This window comes from Micromonospora sp. CA-259024 (assembly GCF_050936255.1).
GTDB lineage: Bacteria > Actinomycetota > Actinomycetes > Mycobacteriales > Micromonosporaceae > Micromonospora.
The window spans coordinates 501308-519674 of sequence record NZ_JBNJND010000002.1 but is presented as its reverse complement, the minus strand read 5'-3'; the positions used below and the strand labels follow the sequence as shown (position 1 = coordinate 519674).

The following is an 18367-nucleotide window of genomic DNA, read 5'->3' as shown; positions in this document are numbered from 1 at the left end:
GGTGAGCACAGCGATCCGCGCGTCGTCGATCCTGCCCGGCCGCCGGGAGGACATCGAGCTGCACACCGCCGACGGTCTGCGGTTGGTCGGCGAGCTGGCACTGCCGGCCGACCGGCCGCCGGTGGCCACCCTGGTCTGCCTGCACCCGCTGCCCACCCATGGCGGAATGATGGACAGCCACGTGTTCCGCAAGGCGGCCTGGCGGCTGCCCGCGCTGGCCGACCTGGCCGTGCTGCGGTTCAACACCCGGGGCACCAGCAGTCTGCGCGGCACCAGCGAGGGTGCGTTCGACGGTGCGGTGGGGGAGCGGTACGACGTGGCTGCCGCCATCGAGTACGCGGAGTTCGCCGAGCTGCCCAACATCTGGCTCGTCGGCTGGTCGTTCGGCACCGACCTGGCTCTGAAGTACGGCTGCGACCCGGCCATCGCCGGGGCGATCCTGCTCTCCCCGCCGCTGCGCTTCTCGGCCCCGGAGGACCTGGCCACCTGGGCCGCCTCCGGTCGGCCGCTGGTGGCGCTGGTGCCGGAGTTCGACGACTACCTGCGCCCGGCCGAGGCGCGGGAGCGGTTCGCCGCGGTGCCGCAGGCCGAGGTGATCGGGGTGCCGAGCGCCAAGCACCTCTGGGTGGGCGACGCGGAGACGGTGCTCGACGAGATCGTCCGGCGGGTCAACCCCGCCGTCGAGGTGCCGCTGCCGACGACCTGGGACGGCCCGATGGAGGCCGGCGACGTCAGCGCGTACGCCGATCGAACGGTGGCCTCGTTCGCCGACACGCCCGTTCCCGGCCCGTCCGCCCGCAAAGCCGACTGAGCCGCGCGGGTCAGCGGGTCTCCTGGCGGGGCAGCACCACCTCGCGCAGGATCAGTTGCAGCGCGGCCACCGTGGGGATGGCGATCAGCGCGCCCACCACACCCAACAGCGCCACCCCGAGCAGCGCGGCCAACAGGGCGGCCACCTCGTTGACCTCCACCGAGCGCCGCATCACCTTCGGGTAGATCAGGTAGTTCTCCACCTGCTGGTAGATGAGGAAGAAGACCGCGCAGGCGATGCCGGTGGGCAGGTCGCTGGCGAAGCCGACCAGAGTCACGATCACCGCGCCCAGCGTGGCGCCGATCTGCGGGATCAGGTCGGTCACCGCGACCACCACGGCCAGCGCGAACGGGTACGGCAGCCCGACGATCAGCGCGAACACGAAGGTGATCGCGCCGGCCAGCACCGCGATGCTCAGCGCGCCGACCATGTAGGCGCCCACCTTGGTGAGGATCGCGTCGCCGATCAGCTGCACCCGCTCGCGCCGCGACCGGGGCACCAACGAGAAGCCCAGGGAACGCAGCCGGTCGAAGTAGGCCAGGAAGTAGATGGTCAGCACCAGCACGGTCAGCGTCCGGAACACCGTGCCGAAGATCAGCTGGGCGCCGCCCAGCACCCCGCCCAGCGCCCGGCCGATGGTGTCCGCGTTGGCCGCGCCCTGCACCCGCTCCACCACGTCGTACCGCTCCACCAGGTCGTTGACCGTCGGGTTACGGCGTAATTCGTCGAGCAAGCTCGGAATCTGGTCGATGAACTGACCGGACTGCGTCACGATCGGCGGGACCAGCGCCACCACGCCGCCACAGAGCAGCAGCACCACGGTCAACGCGACCACCGCGACCGCCAGGCCGTGCGGCACGCCCCAGCGGCGTAGGCGCACCACCGCCGGGTTGAGGCCGACCGCGAGGAAGAGCGCGATCACCACCAGCACCAGGATGCCGCCGGCGTTGCGAATCCCGAGATAGAGGGTGTACGCCAGCAGCACGCCCAACGCGCCGGTGAAGCCGATCAGGAAGCTGCTGCGGCGCAGCGGGCGCCCCGGCGTGCCGAACTTTCCGGACGGGACCGCCGGCGGCTCATCCGGGTCGACTCCCGGAGCGGGAACCGGCACCGGAGGCGGCACCTCGGCGGGTGGGGAAGCGGCCGGTGGGGCGCCGGGGGTCACGTCCGGCTCGTCGGCCGACGGGTCGTGTTGCGGCACCAGAACCTCCCGGCTCAGGCCGTCGGACGGCGGGCGACGGCGACGAACGCCCGCCATGTGACGCACTCGCCATTGCCACTGCGGGTGGACGTGCGCGAGTGTGCGCCGGTCAGGTCCATGACGTCACAACTTTCTCATCAGCTCGATCGACTGCCGGCGGGAGAGCCCAATCCTTCTGATCATCTCCCAACGCGCCAGCAGCGTAGCCACCTCATCGTCGCCATCGACCACGAGGCCGTCAACCTGGTGCTCCATGCCGGAACCATGTGCGAGCTGACGTGTGGCCGCTCCTGGTTGGCGACCGAGGGGGCTGGCTCCGCCGCCCGATCATCGATCTACCCCTGACCCCGCCGCACCCCGACCGGTACGTCCTGGCCCTGAGGCGGTGCCGGCGATGCGGCACACGTAGACCTTGGACAGTTCTCGTTAGCTGGCAACGGGAACTGTCCAAAGATTGCCGGAACGCGGGCCGCGGCCGAGTCGCGCGTCGGGGGCGGCGCGGGTGGGGTGGCGCTGGGGCTGTGGGCGTACCGGTCAGTCCTTCTCGATGGTGACCTTGCTGGGCTTGGCGCTGCGCTCGTCGGTGGTCGGCTTGGTGGGCCGCTTGCCGTTCTCACCGGTGCTGGTGATCTTGGTCGGTTTGGCGCCCCGGCCGCCCTCACCCGGAACGGCGGCCACGGTCGGCTCGCCGTCCACCCCGGCGCTGGCCGTCCCACCGTCCACGGTGGTCACCGGTTCGGCCACCGGCCGCGGCGCGGACCGGCCGGTGTCCTCCGCGCCCGCGTTCGCCAGCTGCCTGGCGTCGGCGGGCTCGGCCTTGAGCCCGGTGCCCGGACCCGATCCGGACGCCGTGCCGGCGTCGGCGGTCACCGTGCCGGCGTTCGCCGTAGCGGACACGGTCGCGCCGTCGTCCCCACCGTCGGGCACGTTCCTGCGCACGCCGTCGGCGGCGGCCGGCGCGGTCGGGCCGTCGATCGGGCCGGCGACGCTCTGCAACCGCAGCTCGGCCATCTGCCGCTGGAGCTCATCGAACTCCTGCCGGGACTTCCAGGTCTCCTGCCGCAGGTCCGCGAGCTGTTGCTGGGCCTGGGCGATCTCCAGCATCACCTGGGCGAGCTGCTGCCGGCCCGCCGCCGACTCCTGCTGGGTGGCCGCCAGGTGCTGCTGGGTGGTGGCCAGGTGCTGCTGGGTCGTGGCCGCGTACTCCTCGAACTGCCGGCGGGAGGCCGCGACATGCTCGTCGGCCTTGCGGCGCTTGTCGCTTGCCTCGGCCTCGGCCCGGCTCAGCAGCTCGGCGGCCTCCGCCTCGGACCGTTGACGCAGAGCCGCCGCGTCCTGCTCGGCCGCCTGGCGGACACCGGCCGCGCCCTGCTCGATCTCGTTCTTGCGAGTGGTGTACTCGGTCTCCAGCTCGTTCTTCCGCGTGGCGTACTCGGTCTCCAGCTCGTTCTTGCGGCCGGAGTACCCGGTTTCCAGCGCGTCGCGGCGGGTGGTGAAAGCCGTCTCCAGCTCCTGCTGACGGCTGGTGAACCCGGTCTCCAGCTCCTGCTGGCGGGCCTTGTGCTGCTTCTCCAGCTCGTCGCGGCGCTTGGCGAACTCCTGCTCGGCCGTGGCCCGCCGCTGCGCCAACTCCCGGTCGGCGGCCTCCCGACGGGAGTTGACCTCCTGCTCCACCCCGGCCCGCCACGCGCCCAGCTCCTGCTGGGTCTGTGCCCGGGAGTGCTGCACGTACGCCTCGGTCTCGGTGCGCATCCGCTGCACGTACGCCTCGGTCTCGGCACGGCTGCGCTTGGCCGACTCGGCGGCCTGCGTGGTCAGCCGCTCCGCTTCCTGTTGCGCCTTGCCCCGGGTGGCCCGCCCGGCCATCGACGCGTCGTCGATGATCTGCTTGGCCTCCTGCTGCGCCTTGGCATGGGTGGCCCGGCCGGCCTCGGTCGCGGTGTCGGTGAGCCGCTTGGCCTCCTGCAGGGCCTTGGCGTGCACCTCCTTGGCGGCCTCGCGCAGGTCGCTGGCCTCCTGCCGGGCGTTGGCCAACGTCTCGCGGGCCGTCTCGCGCAGCTTGGTCGACTCCTGCTGGGCCCGGGTGTGGATCTCCTTGGCGGTGTCCCGCAGCTGGGTGGCCTCCTGCTGGGCCTTCGCCAGCGCGTCCTGCGCCGCCTTGCGCAGCTGCGCCGACTCGTCCTTGGCCGACCGCAGGATCGCGTCCGCCTCGGTCCGCCGGGCCGTGCTGTGTCGCTCCTCCTCCGCGCGCCGCGCGGCGAGGGCGATCTCGAAATCCTTCAGTGCTCGCGCGGCCTGCTCGCGGGCCTCTTCCACGATGTGCTCGGCCGCGGCACGACGGGCGTTGATCTCCTCGTTCGCCTCGGACACGATCTGCTCGGCCTGCTCCTCGGCGAGCGCGAGGATCGACTCGACCCGGGGGCCGAGGTGCCGGAACGAGGCGCGGTCGACGACGTTCATCTGCTTGCGCACCTGGGTCAGGTCGCGCTGGAGAACCTCGACCTGGCCGGCGAGCTTGTGGATCTGTGTGTACGCCTGTTCCCGTTCGGATGCGAGGGTCGCGATCTCGTGCTCGGCACGCGCGACATACCGGTCGACCTGTTTCTTCTCGTACCCCCGCAGAGCGGACTCGAAGCTGGGCTCCGTCGTCACGTCCCCGCCGAGAGCGAACAGTTCCTCGCCGTGCGACATGCCCCCATCCTCACACGCAACGGGCCCTGCTGGGGCGATACGGACGCGCCTTGTGGGAGGTACTTCACTCGGTTTCCGGCGGGGGATGCCAGGGGATGGGAAACGCATACGGCGCGAGGTCACACCGGTTACCCGGTGTCACCTCGCGCCGTCGATGCCCCGACCTGACGCCTCGCGTCAGCCGGCAGTCTCCGCGGTTACCCGCTCCTGACCGTCATCGGTCTTCTTCGCCTCCGGCTTGGCTGCCGGAGCGGCCGATGCCGGCATGCCCGGAACGATGCCGGCGAGCCCGGAGAGCATCTGACCCAGCTGCGAGGTGACCGCGTCCTTCTGCCGGGTGAGGTCCTCGACCTCGCGGCGGGCGGCCTGCGTGGTCAGCTCCGCCTCGGTGCGGGCCTCGGTGAGCAGGCGCTGCGACTCGGCCTTGGCCTCGTTGAGCGTCTTCTCCGAGTGGGCCTTGGCCTTGTCCACCGTCTCGGCGGCGTTGCGCTCCGACTCGACCCGGCGGGCCTCGGCGCGCTGCTCGATCTCCTTGGCCCGCTCCTGCGCGGCCCGGGCACGCTGCTCGGCCTCGCTGACCATCTTCTGGGTCTGCGCGACCTGGGCGGCGTGCCGCTCGGACTCCTCGCGCTCGGCCTTCTCGCGCCGCTCGGCCAGCTGGAGCTCCAGAGCCTGGAGGTCCTTGTCGCGCTTGTCCCGCGCGTCGGTCAGCAGCTTGGTCGCCTCGGCGCGCTTCTCCTCAGCTTCGCGGGCGGCCTTCGCCCGCTGCTGGGTGATCTCCCGCTCGGCGGTGGCCCGGAGGGTGGCCACCTCCCGCTCGACGGTGGACTTCAGCTCGGCCACCTCGTGTGCGGTGACCGTACGCAGCTGCTTGGTCTCGCGGTCGGCGTCCGCGCGCAGCGTGTCAGCCTCGCGGCGGGCCTGCACCCGGACCTCGGCGGCCTCGCGCTCGGCGGCCGTGCGCAGGTTGCCCGCCTCGCGCTCGGCGCTGGCCTTCATGGCCGCGGCCTCGGCGCGGGCCTTGTCGGTGATCTCGCGCGCCTCGAGGCGGGCGGCGGAGAGGATGCCCTCCGACTCGCGCTTGGCCTCGTTGCGGTGGTCGTTGGCCTGCTCCTCGGCGAGCCGCAGGATCTGCTCGACGCGGGTGCCGAGCCCGGAGAGAGTGGGCCGGCTGTTCTCCTCGAGTTGCTTGTTCGTGTCGGTGAGCTTCTGCTCCAGCGCGTTCATGCGCTGCTCGGCTTGGCGGAGCCGACGCTGGGCGTCGTTCATCCGCTGCTCGGCCTCGGCACGGGCCTGCTCGGACTGGGTCAGCGCGGCGGTCATCCGGCCGAGGAAGTCATCGACCTGGTGAGTGTTGTATCCGCGCAGGCCAACGGTGAAATCTGGCTGCGAGTTCGCGTTATCGAAGAACGCGAGAGGGGAGGACTGCTGCTGGGGCATTGGGACATACTGGCAGACGCCCCAGGGTGCTTCGCAAGAGCGGTGCGAAGCTTTCGTGCCCTCTTTACATGGTCAACTCCCGCGATCGGCGGGGCCGGACCAATCGGCGATCTTGGCAGGTCCCGGGCGGGTCGGACGCCACGCAGCGTGACGCGGAAAAGGGCCCCGGGGTTACCCCAAGGCCCTTTGTTCGATCCGGGTGGGTCTTCCGCTAATGGGGTGGAAGAACAATGACGGATCACCGCATTGGCCATCCAGCGTTCACCCGTCCAGCCGGTGACCGGGTCGGTGTCCGGACCCGGGCGTTCCGGGGTCAGTGCCCCCGGAACCGGTTGATCGCGTCCTCGTGCCGGGCCCGCAGCTCCCCGTCGCGTACGCCCAGCCCGTCGCCGGGTGCGAGGCAGCGCACCCCGACCTTGCCCTGGTGGGCGTTGCGGTGCACCTCGTACGCCGCCTGGCCGGTCTGCTCCAGCGAGTAGGTGCGGGACACCGTCGGGTGCACCTTGCCGAGCGCGATCAGGCGGTTGGCCTGCCACGCCTCGTGATAGTTGGCGAAGTGGCTGCCGACGATCCGCTTGAGGTGCATCCACAGGTAACGGTTGTCGTACTGGTGCTGGTAGCCGCTGGTGGAGGCGCAGGTGACGATCGTTCCACCGCGTCGGGCCACGTAGACGCTGGCACCGAACGTCTCCCTACCCGGGTGCTCGAAGACGATGTCCGGGTCCTCGCCGCCGGTCAGCTCGCGGATCCGCTCGCCGAAGCGCCGCCACTCGTCCGGATCCTGTGTCTCCTCGTCCTTCCAGAAGCGGAAGCCCTCCGCCGCCCGGTCGATGACCAGCTCCGCGCCCATCTTGCGGCACAACTCGGCCTTCTCCGGCGAGGAGACGACGCAGACCGGGATCGCTCCGCCGTTCAACGCCATCTGGGTGGCGTACCCGCCGAGGCCGCCGGAGGCGCCCCAGATCAGCACCACGTCGCCCTGCTTCATGTTGGCCCCGTGGTGCGAGACGAGCTGCCGGTACGCGGTCGAGTTGACCAGCCCGGGGCTGGCCGCCTCCTCCCAACTCAGGTGCCGCGGTTTGGGCATCAGCTGGTTGGCCTTGACCACGGCCATCTCGGCCAGCCCGCCGAAGTTCGTCTCGAAGCCCCAGATCCGCTGCTGCGGGTCGAGCATGGTGTCGTCGTGCCCGGCCGCGTCCTCCAACTCGACGGAGAGGCAGTGCGCCACCACCTCGTCGCCGGGTGCCCACCGGGTCACCCCGGGGCCGGTGCGCAGCACGACGCCCGCCGCGTCCGAGCCGACCACGTGGTACGGCAGGTCGTGCCGGCGGGTCAGCTCGGAGACCCGGCCGTAGCGCTGGAGGAACTTGAAGGTGGGCAGTGGCTCGAAGATGCTGGTCCACACCGTGTTGTAGTTGATCGCGCTCGCCATCACGGCGACCAACGCCTCGCCCGGCGCCAGCTCCGGCGTCGGCACCTCCTGCACGTGCAGCGCCTTGCGCGGGTCCTTGTCCCGGGTGGACATGCCGTCGAACATCCGGGCCTCCTCGGCGCGGACCACCACTCCCCGGTAGCTCTCCGGTACGGGCAGCCCGGCGACGCCGGCGAGCTCGCGGTCCGGATCGTTCGATTCCTCCGCTGCCATGATCGCTTCGAGGATGTCCTGCACGGTGACCTCCGGTTCGTCCCGCACCCGCACGGGCCCGGGTGCTGCCATCGTCGGCGCCGGTGGGCACGACCGCCATGTCGGCATTCGACACATCCGGCACCGGTCGCGCTCCTGTGGGGCCGGACGTTACTGAACGGTAGCTAGGGCGGGAAGTCCTCTGTGAAAAACTGCATCGACCGATGCGTGAAGGTGTCCGGCCACCCCGCCAACCGCGCACTGACGTGCGCGCACACCGGGCTTGGCGGGGTCGCCCCCCTGTTGATCAAGAGCTTTCGGTCGCCTTCGGGACCGAGGATGACGCAAACCTCTTGATCAACAGGGGGGTGGGGCGCGGTGGTCAGTGGGTGGTGCCGGCGGGTTGGACGAGTTCGATCAGGACTCCGCCGGCGTCCTTCGGGTGCACGAAGTTGATCCGGCTGTCCGCGGTGCCGCGTCGTGGGGTGTCGTAGAGCAAGCGCACCCCCCGCTCGCGCAGCGCCGCGCAGGCCGCGTCGATGTCCACCACGGTGTACGCGACCTGCTGCACGCCCGGCCCGTTGCGGTCCAGGAACTTGGCGATCGTCGACTCCGGGCCGAGCGGGGCGAGCAACTGCACGCAGCCGCCCTCGGTGGTCGGCCCGACGGCCAGCATCGCTTCCCGGACGCCCTGCTCGGCGTTGGTCTCGACGTGTACGCAGCGCATCCCGAACGTCCGCTGGTAGAAGTCGATCGCGACGTCCAGGTCGGCCACCGCGATCCCGACATGGTCGATCTTGCGGAGCCCGATGTCTGTGACGTAGTCCGCACCGGGCTCGGCGGGGGGGTTCTCAGCCATGGCGCTAGTCTGACCGAATAATCGTTAAGGCGTACAGCTCGGCACCCCCCTCGGAGGCAGGCATGGCTTCGGTGATCGTCAGCGGCGCGCGGACCCCGATGGGGCGGCTGCTGGGCAACCTCAAGGACCTCCCGGTCACGAAGCTCGGCGGGATCGCCATCAAGGCGGCGCTGGAGCGTGCCGGCGTCAGTCCGGACCAGGTCCAGTACGTGATCATGGGACAGGTGCTGCAGGCCGGCACGGGTCAGATCCCGGCACGGCAGGCGGCGGTCGAGGCCGGCGTGCCGATGTCCGTGCCTGCGCTGACCATCAACAAGGTCTGCCTGTCCGGCCTGGACGCGATCGCCCTGGCCGACCAGCTCATCCGCGCCGGCGAGTTCGACATCGTGGTGGCCGGCGGCATGGAGTCGATGACCAACGCCCCGCACCTGCTGATGGGGCAGCGCACCGGCTACAAGTACGGCGACGTGGTGGTCAAGGACCACATGGCGCACGACGGGCTCAGCGACGCCTGGGACTGCTGCTCCATGGGCGAGTCGACCGAGCGGCTCGGCACCAGGCACGGCATCACGCGCGAGGAGCAGGACGCCTTCGCCGCGGCCAGCCACCAGCGGGCCGCCGCCGCCCAGAAGAACGGCCACTTCGCCGACGAGATCGCCCCGGTGGTGATCCCGCAGCGCAAGGGTGACCCGCTGGTGATCAGCGAGGACGAGGGCATCCGTCCGGACACCACCGTCGAGTCGCTGGCCAAGCTGCGTCCCGCCTTCACCAAGGACGGCACGATCACCGCCGGCAGCTCGTCGCCGATCTCCGACGGGGCCGCCGCGGTGCTCGTGATGAGCAAGGCGAAGGCCAAGGAACTGGGGCTGACCTGGCTGGCGGAGATCGGTGCACACGGCAACGTGGCGGGCCCGGACAACTCCCTGCACTCGCAGCCGTCCAACGCGATCAACCACGCCCTGAAGAAGGGCGGTCTGAGCGTCGCGGACCTCGACCTCATCGAGATCAACGAGGCGTTCGCCCAGGTCGGTGTGCAGTCCACCCGTGACCTCGGCATCAGCCCGGACAAGGTCAACGTCAACGGCGGTGCGATCGCCCTGGGGCACCCGATCGGCATGTCCGGCGCGCGCCTGGTGCTCACCCTCGCGCTGGAGCTGAAGCGGCGCGGCGGCGGTACCGGCGCGGCGGCGCTGTGCGGTGGCGGTGGCCAGGGCGACGCGCTGATCATCCACGTACCGGGGAACGCAGCGGCCAACCAGTGAGCGCGACGGGTGAGCCGGTTCTGCGAGCCCCGCGGTCGCGAACGAAGATGGCACAGTGAGCGAAGCGTCTGAGCACGTCCCGGCAGGGGGCACCACCTCGGTGCGCCGCAGCCGGGACGTACCGCTGCTTGTCGAACGGGCCCGCGCGGGTGACCCACGCGCGGTGGCCCGGCTGATCACGTTGGTGGAGAACGGTGACGCGCTGCTGCCGGCGATCGCCGCCGCACTGGCGCCGTACGCCGGGCAGGCCCAGGTGGTCGGGCTGACCGGTTCGCCGGGGGTGGGCAAGTCCACCACCACGAACGAGTTGGTCCGCGCGCTTCGGGCACGCGGACACCGGGTCGGTGTGCTGGCGGTCGATCCGTCCAGCCCGTTCACCGGCGGCGCGATCCTCGGCGACCGGGTGCGGATGCAGGACCACGCCACCGATCCGGGTGTCTACATCCGGTCCATGTCCAGCCGCGGGCACCTCGGCGGGTTGGCCGCGGCGACGCCGCAGGCGGTCCGGGTGCTGGAGGGCGCCGGCTGTGACGTGGTGCTGGTCGAGACCGTCGGCGTCGGGCAGGCCGAGGTGGAGGTCGCCTCGCTGGCCGACACGACGCTGGTGCTGCTCGCCCCCGGCATGGGCGACGCGATCCAGGCGGTCAAGGCCGGCATCCTGGAGATCGCCGACGTCTTCGTGGTCAACAAGGCCGACCGGGACGGCGCCGACGCCACCGTCCGCGACATCCAAGGCATGATCGCTCTCGGTGAGCGCGGCCCTGGGCAGTGGCGGCCGCAGGTGGTCCGCTCGGTCGCCGCCCGGGGCGAGGGCATCGACGACATCGCCGCCGCGATCGACAAGCACCGGGGCTGGCTGGTCGAGCACGGTGAGCTACGCCGCCGCCAGGAGACGCGGGCCGCCGCCGAGGTCGAGGCCATCGCGCTCGGCGCCCTCCGCGCCCGGATCGGCTCGCTGCGCGACGGTACGGAGTTGGCCACGCTCGCCACCAAGGTCGCCGAGGGCGCGATCGACCCGTACACGGCGGCGGACGAGTTGCTCGCTCAGCTCGCCTCTTGACCCTGGACCTCGGCAGGGGCGAGGTGGACGTCCATGCTGGACGTCTCCGCAGACGCGGCCTGGTGGTTCGATATGTCCACGTGCGCGCGGGATGCCACCACCCGTGCGGTTGGCGAGTTGCGGCACGCAGCCTGCCCGGAAGCGAAGGTGGCTCCGGTTTTAGTAGGCTCCCAGCGCGTGGCCGAGGGCTAGGCCTCCGCGAAGCGGGCTGACGAGCCGGTCGGTCCACAATGCGTCGGGACCAGGGAGATGTGATCATGACGGACGCGGTGGAGAACGCCAGCGCAGCAGAGCCCGCGACGGACGCCGTCCGGGGCACCACGTCGGTTTCCGACGAGGTCGTGGAGAAGATCGCTGGAGCTGCCGCTCGTTCGGTGCCCGGCGTCGCCGACCTCGGTGGTGACGTGGCCCGTTTCTTCAACAGCATTCTGGACAAGGTCGGCCTGGACGAGACGGGCGACGCCCGCCGTGGCGTCTCCGCCGAGGTGAGCGGCACGACGGCGGTCATCAACGTGGTCCTGGTGATCGACTCCGGGCACGTCGTGGCCGACGTGACCGAGGCGGTGCGGGCCGCTGTGATCGAGGCGGTGGAGAAGTACGGCCTGACGGTCACCCAGGTCAACGTCACGGTCGACGACATCGAGCTGAACCAGCCGGGAGCGGCCGGGGCCTGAGGCGTGGCGGACGGGCGGTCGCGACAGTTGTCGGACCGCCTGGTTACCGGCAGGTTCGGGGCGACTTAGCGATCGTTCAGGCAAGACCTCTAGACTCGACGTGTAGTCGAGGACCGAGGAGGAGCCCGCGGATGAATGCCGACGAGATCGACGCCGGACGGGCGCGCTGGCAGGCCCGGTACGACGCCGCGCGCAAGCGGGACGCGGACTTCACCACGCTCTCCGGAATGCCCGTGGAGCCGGTCTACGGGCCGCCGGAGGGCGCCAGCTATCCCGGCTTCGAACGGATCGGCTGGCCGGGCGAGTACCCGTACACCCGGGGTCTGTATCCGACCGGCTACCGCGGACGGACCTGGACGATCCGGCAGTTCGCCGGCTTCGGCAACGCCCAGCAGACCAACGAGCGCTACAAGATGATCCTCGGCGCCGGCGGTGGTGGCCTCTCGGTCGCCTTCGACATGCCGACGCTGATGGGCCGCGACTCCGACGACCCGCAGGCGCTCGGCGAGGTCGGTCACTGTGGCGTCGCCATCGACACCGCCACCGACATGGAGGCGCTCTTCGACGGCATCGACCTGGCCGGTGTCACCACCTCGATGACCATCTCCGGCCCGGCCGTGCCGGTGTTCTGCATGTACCTGGTCGCCGCCGAGCGACAGGGCGCCGACCTGTCCAAGCTGGACGGCACCCTGCAGACCGACATCTTCAAGGAGTACATCGCGCAGAAGGAGTGGCTCTTCGACCCCGAGCCGCACCTGCGCCTCATCGGCGACCTGATGGAGTACTGCGCCCGGGAGATCCCGCGCTACAAGCCGCTGTCGGTCTCCGGCTACCACATCCGCGAGGCCGGCTCGACGGCCGCGCAGGAGTTGGCGTACACCCTGGCTGACGGCTTCGGCTACGTGGAGCTGGGCCTCTCGCGCGGCTTGGACGTGAACGTGTTCGCGCCGGGGCTGAGCTTCTTCTTCGACTCGCACCTCGACTTCTTCGAGGAGATCGCCAAGTTCCGGGCCGCCCGCCGGATCTGGGCCCGCTGGCTGCGTGACGTCTACGGCGCGACCAGCGAGAAGGCCCTCTGGCTGCGGTTTCACACGCAGACCGCCGGGGTGTCGCTGACCGCGCAGCAGCCGGTCAACAACGTCGTACGCACCGCCGTCGAGGCCCTCGCCGCGGTGCTCGGCGGGACCAACTCGCTGCACACCAACGCGCTGGACGAGACGCTGGCGCTGCCCACCGACGAGTCCGCCGAGATCGCCCTGCGTACCCAGCAGGTGCTGATGGAGGAGACCGGCGTGGTCAACGTGGCCGACCCGCTCGGCGGCTCCTGGTACGTCGAGGCGCTGACCGACAAGATCGAGGCCGAGGCGGAGGAGATCTTCGCCCGGATCCGGCAGCTCGGCGGGGAGGGCCCGCACCAGATCGGTCCGATGACCTCAGGCATCCTGCGCGGCATCGAGGACGGCTGGTTCACCGGGCACATCGCCGAGTCGGCCTTCGTCTACCAGCAGGCGCTGGAAAAGGGTGACAAGAAGATCGTCGGCGTCAACTGCCACACCGGCACGGTCGCCAAGGAGCTGGAGATCCTGCGCATCTCGCACGAGGTGGAGCTGGAGCAGCGCCGGGTGCTCGCCGAGCGCAGGGGCGCTCGGGACGAGTCAGCGGTCCGCGCGGCGGTGACCCGGATGGTCGAGGCGAGCCGGACCGACGAGAACATGATCCCCGCCATGCTGGACGCGGTCCGCGCCGAAGCGACCCTGGGCGAGATCTGCGACGCGCTCCGCGCCGAATGGGGCACCTACCGCGAGCCCGCCCGCTTCTGACCCCAACCCCCACCCCCGCGATCTTGCACTTGCTGTCCCGGCAAGCGGCGCGAATGCCGCGTTTCGGCGGCAGAAAGTGCAAGATCGCGGGGGTTCGGGCCGGGTCTGGGGCGGGGGCGGGGGTGGGTCTGGGGTGGGGTGGGACGGCGGGGTGAGAGTTGCAACGTCGGGGTTGCGGGTGAGCTGAGATCGCGGGCTCACGTGCGAGACTAGGTAACCATGAGCGACCCACGGATCACCTCGTCGATCTTCACCCGCGGCGCGGTCGACCTCAGCACGCTGCGTGGCCCCGCACCAGCCAGTACCCGCCCCGGCACGCCCCCGCAGGGCGGCCCGTCCAACGGCACCCCCGGCGCGCCCACCGCCGGCGGTGACACCGCCATCGTCGACGTCACCGAGGCGACCATCCAGTCCGAGGTGCTCGAACGGTCGATGGCCATGCCCGTCATCGTGTTCTTCGGCGCGGCCGGCTTCCCGGAGAGCGACGAGTTCGCCCCGGTCCTGGAGCGGCTGAACGCCGAGGGCGGCGGCACCTGGGTGTTGGCCCGGGTGGACGTGCAGGAAAACCCGCGAATCGCCCAGATGTTCCGGGTCCAGGGCATCCCCATGGTCTACGCGGTCGTCGGCGGTCAGCCGGTCGACGCCTTCTCCGGTGTGGTGCCCGAGGCGCAGTTGCGGCAGTGGCTCCAGGCCGTGCTCAAGGCCGGCGGTGTGGCCGTCGCCGAGCCGGAGGACCCGCGCCTCGACGAGGCGGACGACGCGCTGATGAGCGGCGATCTGGACGCCGCCGAGCAGGCGTACCGGAAGATCCTGGCCGACGCCCCGGCGGACGCCGCGGCCACGGCGGGGCTGGCCCAGGTCGGAGTGGCCCGCCGGGTGGCCGGCGCGGACCCCGCCGCCGCGCTGGCCGCCGCCGAGAGCGCCCCCGACGACGTGGCCGCCCAGTTGCTGGCCGCCGACATCGAGGTGCTCAGTGGCCTGGCCGAGCAGGCGTACGCCCGGCTCGTCGGTCTGGTCCGGCGCACCGCCGGTGAGGACCGCGAGACGGTCCGCCAGCACCTGGTCTCGCTCTTCTCCATCGCAGGCCCGGATGATCCGGCCGTCGCCTCGGCGCGCCGGGCACTGGCCAGCGCCCTGTTCTGAGTTCGTCGTACGCCAGCGCGGGCCGGCGTTCCGGCCGGCCCGCCCGATCACCGAGGACGGGAGCTCATGATGCGCCGGATCGCCGTCCTCGACGCGCCGACAAACCTGGGTCTGCGGCCGCCGACGTCCACGTCGGTCCCGGGCTGTGCCAAGGCGCCCGGAGCCCTGCGTGACCACGACCTGCTGGCCCGGCTGCGGGCCCGCGACGCCGGTTGCGTGACCCCACCCCGGTACGACCCGGGTGACTGGCGGCCCGGCGACGGCGTGTGCCACGCCCGGGAGATCGCCGACTACTCGCTGGTCCTCGCCGAACGGATCGGCTCGATCATCGATCGGGGCGAGTTCCCGGTGGTGCTGGGCGGGGACTGCTCGGTGCTGCTCGGTTCCGCGCTGGCCATGCACCGCCTCGGTGAGGCCGTCGGCGGGCGGATCGGGCTGGTCTTCGTGGACGGGCACTCCGACTTCCGGCACCCCGGCAACGCCTCCTACGTCGGCGCTGCCGCCGGTGAGGACCTGGCCCTCGTCACCGGGCGTGGGCAGGCCGACCTGGCCGCGCTGGAGGGGCGCCGGCCCTACTTCCGTGACATCGACGTGGTGGTGCTCGGCATCCGTGCACAGGACGAGTACCGGCTCGACCTCCAGGCCGCCGGGATCACCACCCGACCGGTGCCGGCGCTGCGTGCCGAAGGCGCCGCCCGGACGGCCCAATGGGCGCACGAGCAGCTCGCCGATTGCGCGGGCTACTGGGTGCACATCGACGTGGACGTGCTCGACCCCGCGGTGATGCCCGCCGTGGACGCCCCCGACCCCGGTGGGATCGCCTTCGCCGAGCTGGAGATTCTGCTCGCCGGCCTGGTCGACACCCCGCACTGCCTGGGCGTGGAGCTGACCGTCTTCGACCCCGACTACGACCCGGACGGCTCGTACGCGGCCGAGATCGTCAACACCGTGGTCGCCGGCCTGGCCCCGGTCACCGCCCCGGAAGCGGTGCCGCCGCGGCTGCTGTCGGCCCGGCCCACGCCCAGCCCACGACGCGGTAACGGCCGGTCCAGGGCCGCCGCCGCCGAGCGATCCGACCGCGCCGAGCGGCTTGACGGGCACGACCGGCTCGTCGGACCACCGAGTGTGATCGGCGGCGAGGCGAAACTCGCAGAGGTCACCTCGTGGCAGTCGTCCGTCGATGCCAGGTCGCCCGCCGAGGCCGGGTCCTCCGATGCGGGGGCCAGCGCCGCCGATCTTGCCGGCATCGAACGCTCCGGCGGTGAGGTGGCTGATGCCGGCCGCGCCGACGGTGACGCGTTCGGGGCTGTTGCCGGCGGCCCCGATGGTGACGCGTTCGGGGCTGTTGCCGGCGGCCCCGATGGCGACGCGTTCGGGGCCGGGTCCTCCGGCACCCCATCTCCTGGGCCCGGGTCAGCCCACGCCGAGCCATCGGGTGCCGCAGCTCCCATCCCGGCTCCGGTTGGGCCGGAGCCGGTCGGCCCACCCGCGTCGGCCGGCCCAGGTCTGCTCCGACGGACCTCCTCACCAGCCCAAAACCTAACGGACCGGCACAAAGCCGACACCGCCTGATTCAATTCCCGGCCGCCGGGCGAAGATCGACTCGGTGTCAACGATGTCGGGGTGTCCCGGCTGCGGGACACCCCGACATCAGCGAAAGCGAGTCGATCACGCTTGAGCGGTGCGCGCGGGCGGCTGGCACCGCGCCTCGGTGGCGTTCGTGGTCAGGGGGTTGGGAGGGCGCGGAGGAAGCGCTCGGCGATCGGGACGGCTGAGGCCGTGCTGGCGCCGCCCTTCTCCACGAAGACGGCGAACGCCACGTCACCCCGCCACCCGACGAACCAGGCGTGGGTGTGGGCCGGGTTGTCGTCGTACTCGGCGGTGCCGGTCTTGCCGTACACCTCGCCGGGCACATCCTTGAGCGCGCTGCCGGTGCCGGTGGTGACCACCTCGCGCATCATCGTGCGCAGCGCCACGACCGATTCCGGCTTGAGCTGCTCGCCCGCCGGGGCCGGCTTGGTCGGCGCCGGGTCGATCAGCAGCTTCGGCTGCTCGAACCGGCCTCGGGCGACGGCGGCGGTCGCACCGGCCATGGCCAGCGGACTGACCAGTGTGGTGCCCTGCCCGAACGACGCCGCGGCCTGCTCGGCCAGGCTGCCGCCCGTCGACACCTTGCCGGTGAAGGCGTCCGTGCCGAGGTCCCACTGACCCTCCAGGCCCAGCGAGCGGCCCGCGGCAGCCAGCCCGTCACCGCCGAGCTTCGGCGCCAGCGAGGCGAACGCGGTGTTGCAGGACTTGGCGAAGTCGGTGCGGAACGGCACCGAACCGAGCTCGAAGTTGTCCGAGTTCTTGAAGGACCGACCGTCCACGGTGAAGGTCTTCTTGCAGTCCACCGGCCCGTCCAGGGTGACCACGCCCCGGTCCAACAGGCCCAGCGTGCTGACCATCTTGAACGTCGAGCCCGGCGGCACCTGGGCGTTGAAGGCCAGGTTCTCCCCGGCCGGCCCGGGGCCGTTCGCCGCGGCGAGCACCGCGCCATCGCTGATCCGAAGCGCCACCAGCGCGGATCGGCGCGACTCGCCGCGCAGGGCCCCGTCGGCCGCGTTCTGGACGGCGACGTCCAGCGTGGTCTTCAGTGCCTGACCGGGCTGTGGCGCCCGGTGGAACAACTCGGTGCCGGTGGTTTCCAGCTTGCCGTCCTCGGCGGGACGCTCGACCACCACGGTCAGCCCGGGGCCGCCGCGCAGCCGCTCGTCGTAGCGGCCCTGCAGCCCGCCGTGCCCGACCAGGTCGCCGACGACGTACCGGTCGGGGTGCGCGGTCAGGTCATCGGCCTGCGCCGGGTCGACCGTGCCGAGCAGCGCCCGGGCGAACTCCCGGGTGGGCGCCAGGTCGATCTTGTCGGAGATGAACTTGGTGCCGGGCAGGTCGTAGATCCGGGGCTTGATCTGCCGGTACGCCTCCTCGCGGAGCGACACCACCTCGACGAATGCGCCCGGGTCGGCCTTGGCCACCCGCTCGGGCAGGTCGGCCAGGTCGACGGCGGGGACCAGCGCCGGGCGGATCGCCTTGAACGCCGCGTCGAGGTCCTTGACCAGCTTCTTGATGTCGGCGACCCCGTTGGGCTGCACGCCCACCCGGACGACGGGCCGGGGGGCCACGAGCGGTTGCCCAGCGGCGTCCAGCACCCCGGCTCGGGCACCGGCGTCGCGGCGCAGCCCCAACCGGTCACCCTTGGTGAGCTGCTCGTGCACCACCTTGGGCTCCCAGATCACCTGCCACTGGTCGTCCTTGCCCTGGGCGAGCCGCACCTCCCGGTCGTACGCCCAGCGGGTCTGGCCGGGCAGGGTCCACTCCACCTGGACGGTCGTGGTCGCGATGTCCGCCGTGACCTTCGGCTCGCCACGACGCGTCAGCGTGGGCGGGGTGGCCGCCAGCTCACCGGAGAGCTCCTTGATCTCGCGGGTCACCTCGGTCGACGGCAGCTTGGTGCCGGTCGGGTCGATCAGGCCGACCGCCTGGAGATCGCCGCTGCGCCAGCCGGCGAGGAAGGCGTCGACGGTGCGCTGCGGCCCGTCGTCACCCGAGCAGCCAGCCAGGACGCCGGCCGTGAGCAGCGCCGTGGTGAGGGCGGCGACCAGGCGGCGGGCTGGGTTCGGCCGTTGGGGCCGGGGGTACGACAGGGGCATGGAGCTGGTCCTTCCGATCTGGGACTGCCCCCGCACGGTAGTACGCGAGCGGCGTCCTCAACGTCCCCCGGGTGGGCGAACGCACCCAAAGAC

Annotated in this window: 13 protein-coding genes and 1 pseudogene; 7 read left to right on the top strand and 7 right to left on the bottom strand. The window is 71.5% G+C overall.

From position 1 onward, the window contains the following. Position 1: 1 nt before the first annotated feature. Positions 2 to 811 (top strand): alpha/beta hydrolase, encoded by an 810-nt coding sequence (locus ACQEUX_RS21700; protein WP_433051295.1) that lies wholly within the window; start codon positions 2 to 4, stop codon positions 809 to 811. A 10-nt stretch (positions 812 to 821) separates the two neighbouring features. Here the strand turns inward: ACQEUX_RS21700 and ACQEUX_RS21695 are convergent, their stop codons facing one another. The 6 genes from ACQEUX_RS21695 to mce all read right to left on the bottom strand — a co-directional run bounded on the left by ACQEUX_RS21695 (position 822) and on the right by mce (position 8626). Next, positions 822 to 2012, bottom strand: coding sequence for an AI-2E family transporter (locus ACQEUX_RS21695; protein ID WP_433051292.1), 1191 nt, complete (start codon positions 2010 to 2012; stop codon positions 822 to 824). Positions 2013 to 2135: 123 nt separating this feature from the next. After that, positions 2136 to 2267 carry a hypothetical protein gene (locus ACQEUX_RS21690; RefSeq protein ID WP_433051289.1) on the bottom strand — a complete coding sequence of 44 codons (132 nt, stop codon included), beginning with the start codon at positions 2265 to 2267 and terminating at the stop codon, positions 2136 to 2138. A 279-nt stretch (positions 2268 to 2546) separates the two neighbouring features. Further along, on the bottom strand, positions 2547 to 4703 hold the full coding sequence (locus tag ACQEUX_RS21685; protein ID WP_433051286.1) for a hypothetical protein: 2157 nt from the start codon (positions 4701 to 4703) through the stop codon (positions 2547 to 2549). 177 nt (positions 4704 to 4880) lie between these two features. Then, a complete protein-coding gene (locus tag ACQEUX_RS21680) occupies positions 4881 to 6143 on the bottom strand; it encodes a DivIVA domain-containing protein (RefSeq protein ID WP_433051283.1) in 1263 nt (420 codons plus the stop codon). A 313-nt stretch (positions 6144 to 6456) separates the two neighbouring features. Beyond that, entirely contained in the window at positions 6457 to 7812 is a 1356-nt protein-coding gene (ccrA, locus tag ACQEUX_RS21675; RefSeq protein WP_433057043.1) for a crotonyl-CoA carboxylase/reductase, read from the bottom strand. A gap of 337 nt (positions 7813 to 8149) precedes the next feature. Next, positions 8150 to 8626: a methylmalonyl-CoA epimerase gene (gene mce, locus ACQEUX_RS21670; RefSeq protein WP_433051280.1), complete on the bottom strand. Its 477-nt coding sequence runs from the start codon at positions 8624 to 8626 to the stop codon at positions 8150 to 8152. Between the two features lie 62 nt (positions 8627 to 8688). Here mce and ACQEUX_RS21665 point away from each other — a divergent pair, with 62 nt between their 5' ends. The 6 genes and pseudogenes from ACQEUX_RS21665 to ACQEUX_RS21640 all read left to right on the top strand — a co-directional run. Next, the gene (locus tag ACQEUX_RS21665; RefSeq protein ID WP_433051277.1) at positions 8689 to 9888 is read left to right on the top strand and encodes an acetyl-CoA C-acetyltransferase; all 1200 of its coding nucleotides are present in this window, start codon (positions 8689 to 8691) and stop codon (positions 9886 to 9888) included. 55 nt (positions 9889 to 9943) lie between these two features. Further along, the gene (gene meaB, locus ACQEUX_RS21660) at positions 9944 to 10948 is read left to right on the top strand and encodes a methylmalonyl Co-A mutase-associated GTPase MeaB (RefSeq protein ID WP_433051274.1); all 1005 of its coding nucleotides are present in this window, start codon (positions 9944 to 9946) and stop codon (positions 10946 to 10948) included. Positions 10949 to 11205: 257 nt separating this feature from the next. After that, entirely contained in the window at positions 11206 to 11622 is a 417-nt protein-coding gene (locus ACQEUX_RS21655) for an Asp23/Gls24 family envelope stress response protein (RefSeq protein WP_433051271.1), read from the top strand. 131 nt (positions 11623 to 11753) lie between these two features. Beyond that, positions 11754 to 13442 (top strand): acyl-CoA mutase large subunit family protein, encoded by a 1689-nt coding sequence (locus ACQEUX_RS21650; protein WP_433051268.1) that lies wholly within the window; start codon positions 11754 to 11756, stop codon positions 13440 to 13442. Positions 13443 to 13661: 219 nt separating this feature from the next. Beyond that, entirely contained in the window at positions 13662 to 14585 is a 924-nt protein-coding gene (locus tag ACQEUX_RS21645) for a tetratricopeptide repeat protein (protein ID WP_433051265.1), read from the top strand. Positions 14586 to 14651: 66 nt separating this feature from the next. Further along, positions 14652 to 15618, top strand: a pseudogene (locus ACQEUX_RS21640) (arginase family protein); the annotation flags it as partial. 691 nt (positions 15619 to 16309) lie between these two features. On the opposite strand, the gene ACQEUX_RS21635 reads toward ACQEUX_RS21640, so the two are convergent. Beyond that, positions 16310 to 18274: a penicillin-binding transpeptidase domain-containing protein gene (locus ACQEUX_RS21635; protein WP_433051262.1), complete on the bottom strand. Its 1965-nt coding sequence runs from the start codon at positions 18272 to 18274 to the stop codon at positions 16310 to 16312. Positions 18275 to 18367: the final 93 nt, after the last annotated feature.

Excerpts from the sequence above, each read along its gene's own strand:
- ACQEUX_RS21690 (WP_433051289.1), bottom strand. The coding sequence starts at position 2,267 with ATGGAGCACCAGGTTGACGGCCTCGTGGTCGATGGCGACGATGAGGTG.
- ACQEUX_RS21685 (WP_433051286.1), bottom strand. The coding sequence starts at position 4,703 with ATGTCGCACGGCGAGGAACTGTTCGCTCTCGGCGGGGACGTGACGACG.
- ACQEUX_RS21680 (WP_433051283.1), bottom strand. The coding sequence starts at position 6,143 with ATGCCCCAGCAGCAGTCCTCCCCTCTCGCGTTCTTCGATAACGCGAAC.
- mce (WP_433051280.1), bottom strand. The coding sequence starts at position 8,626 with ATGGCTGAGAACCCCCCCGCCGAGCCCGGTGCGGACTACGTCACAGAC.
- ACQEUX_RS21665 (WP_433051277.1), top strand. The coding sequence starts at position 8,689 with ATGGCTTCGGTGATCGTCAGCGGCGCGCGGACCCCGATGGGGCGGCTG.
- ACQEUX_RS21655 (WP_433051271.1), top strand. The coding sequence starts at position 11,206 with ATGACGGACGCGGTGGAGAACGCCAGCGCAGCAGAGCCCGCGACGGAC.
- ACQEUX_RS21650 (WP_433051268.1), top strand. The coding sequence starts at position 11,754 with ATGAATGCCGACGAGATCGACGCCGGACGGGCGCGCTGGCAGGCCCGG.
- ACQEUX_RS21645 (WP_433051265.1), top strand. The coding sequence starts at position 13,662 with ATGAGCGACCCACGGATCACCTCGTCGATCTTCACCCGCGGCGCGGTC.
- ACQEUX_RS21635 (WP_433051262.1), bottom strand. The coding sequence starts at position 18,274 with ATGCCCCTGTCGTACCCCCGGCCCCAACGGCCGAACCCAGCCCGCCGC.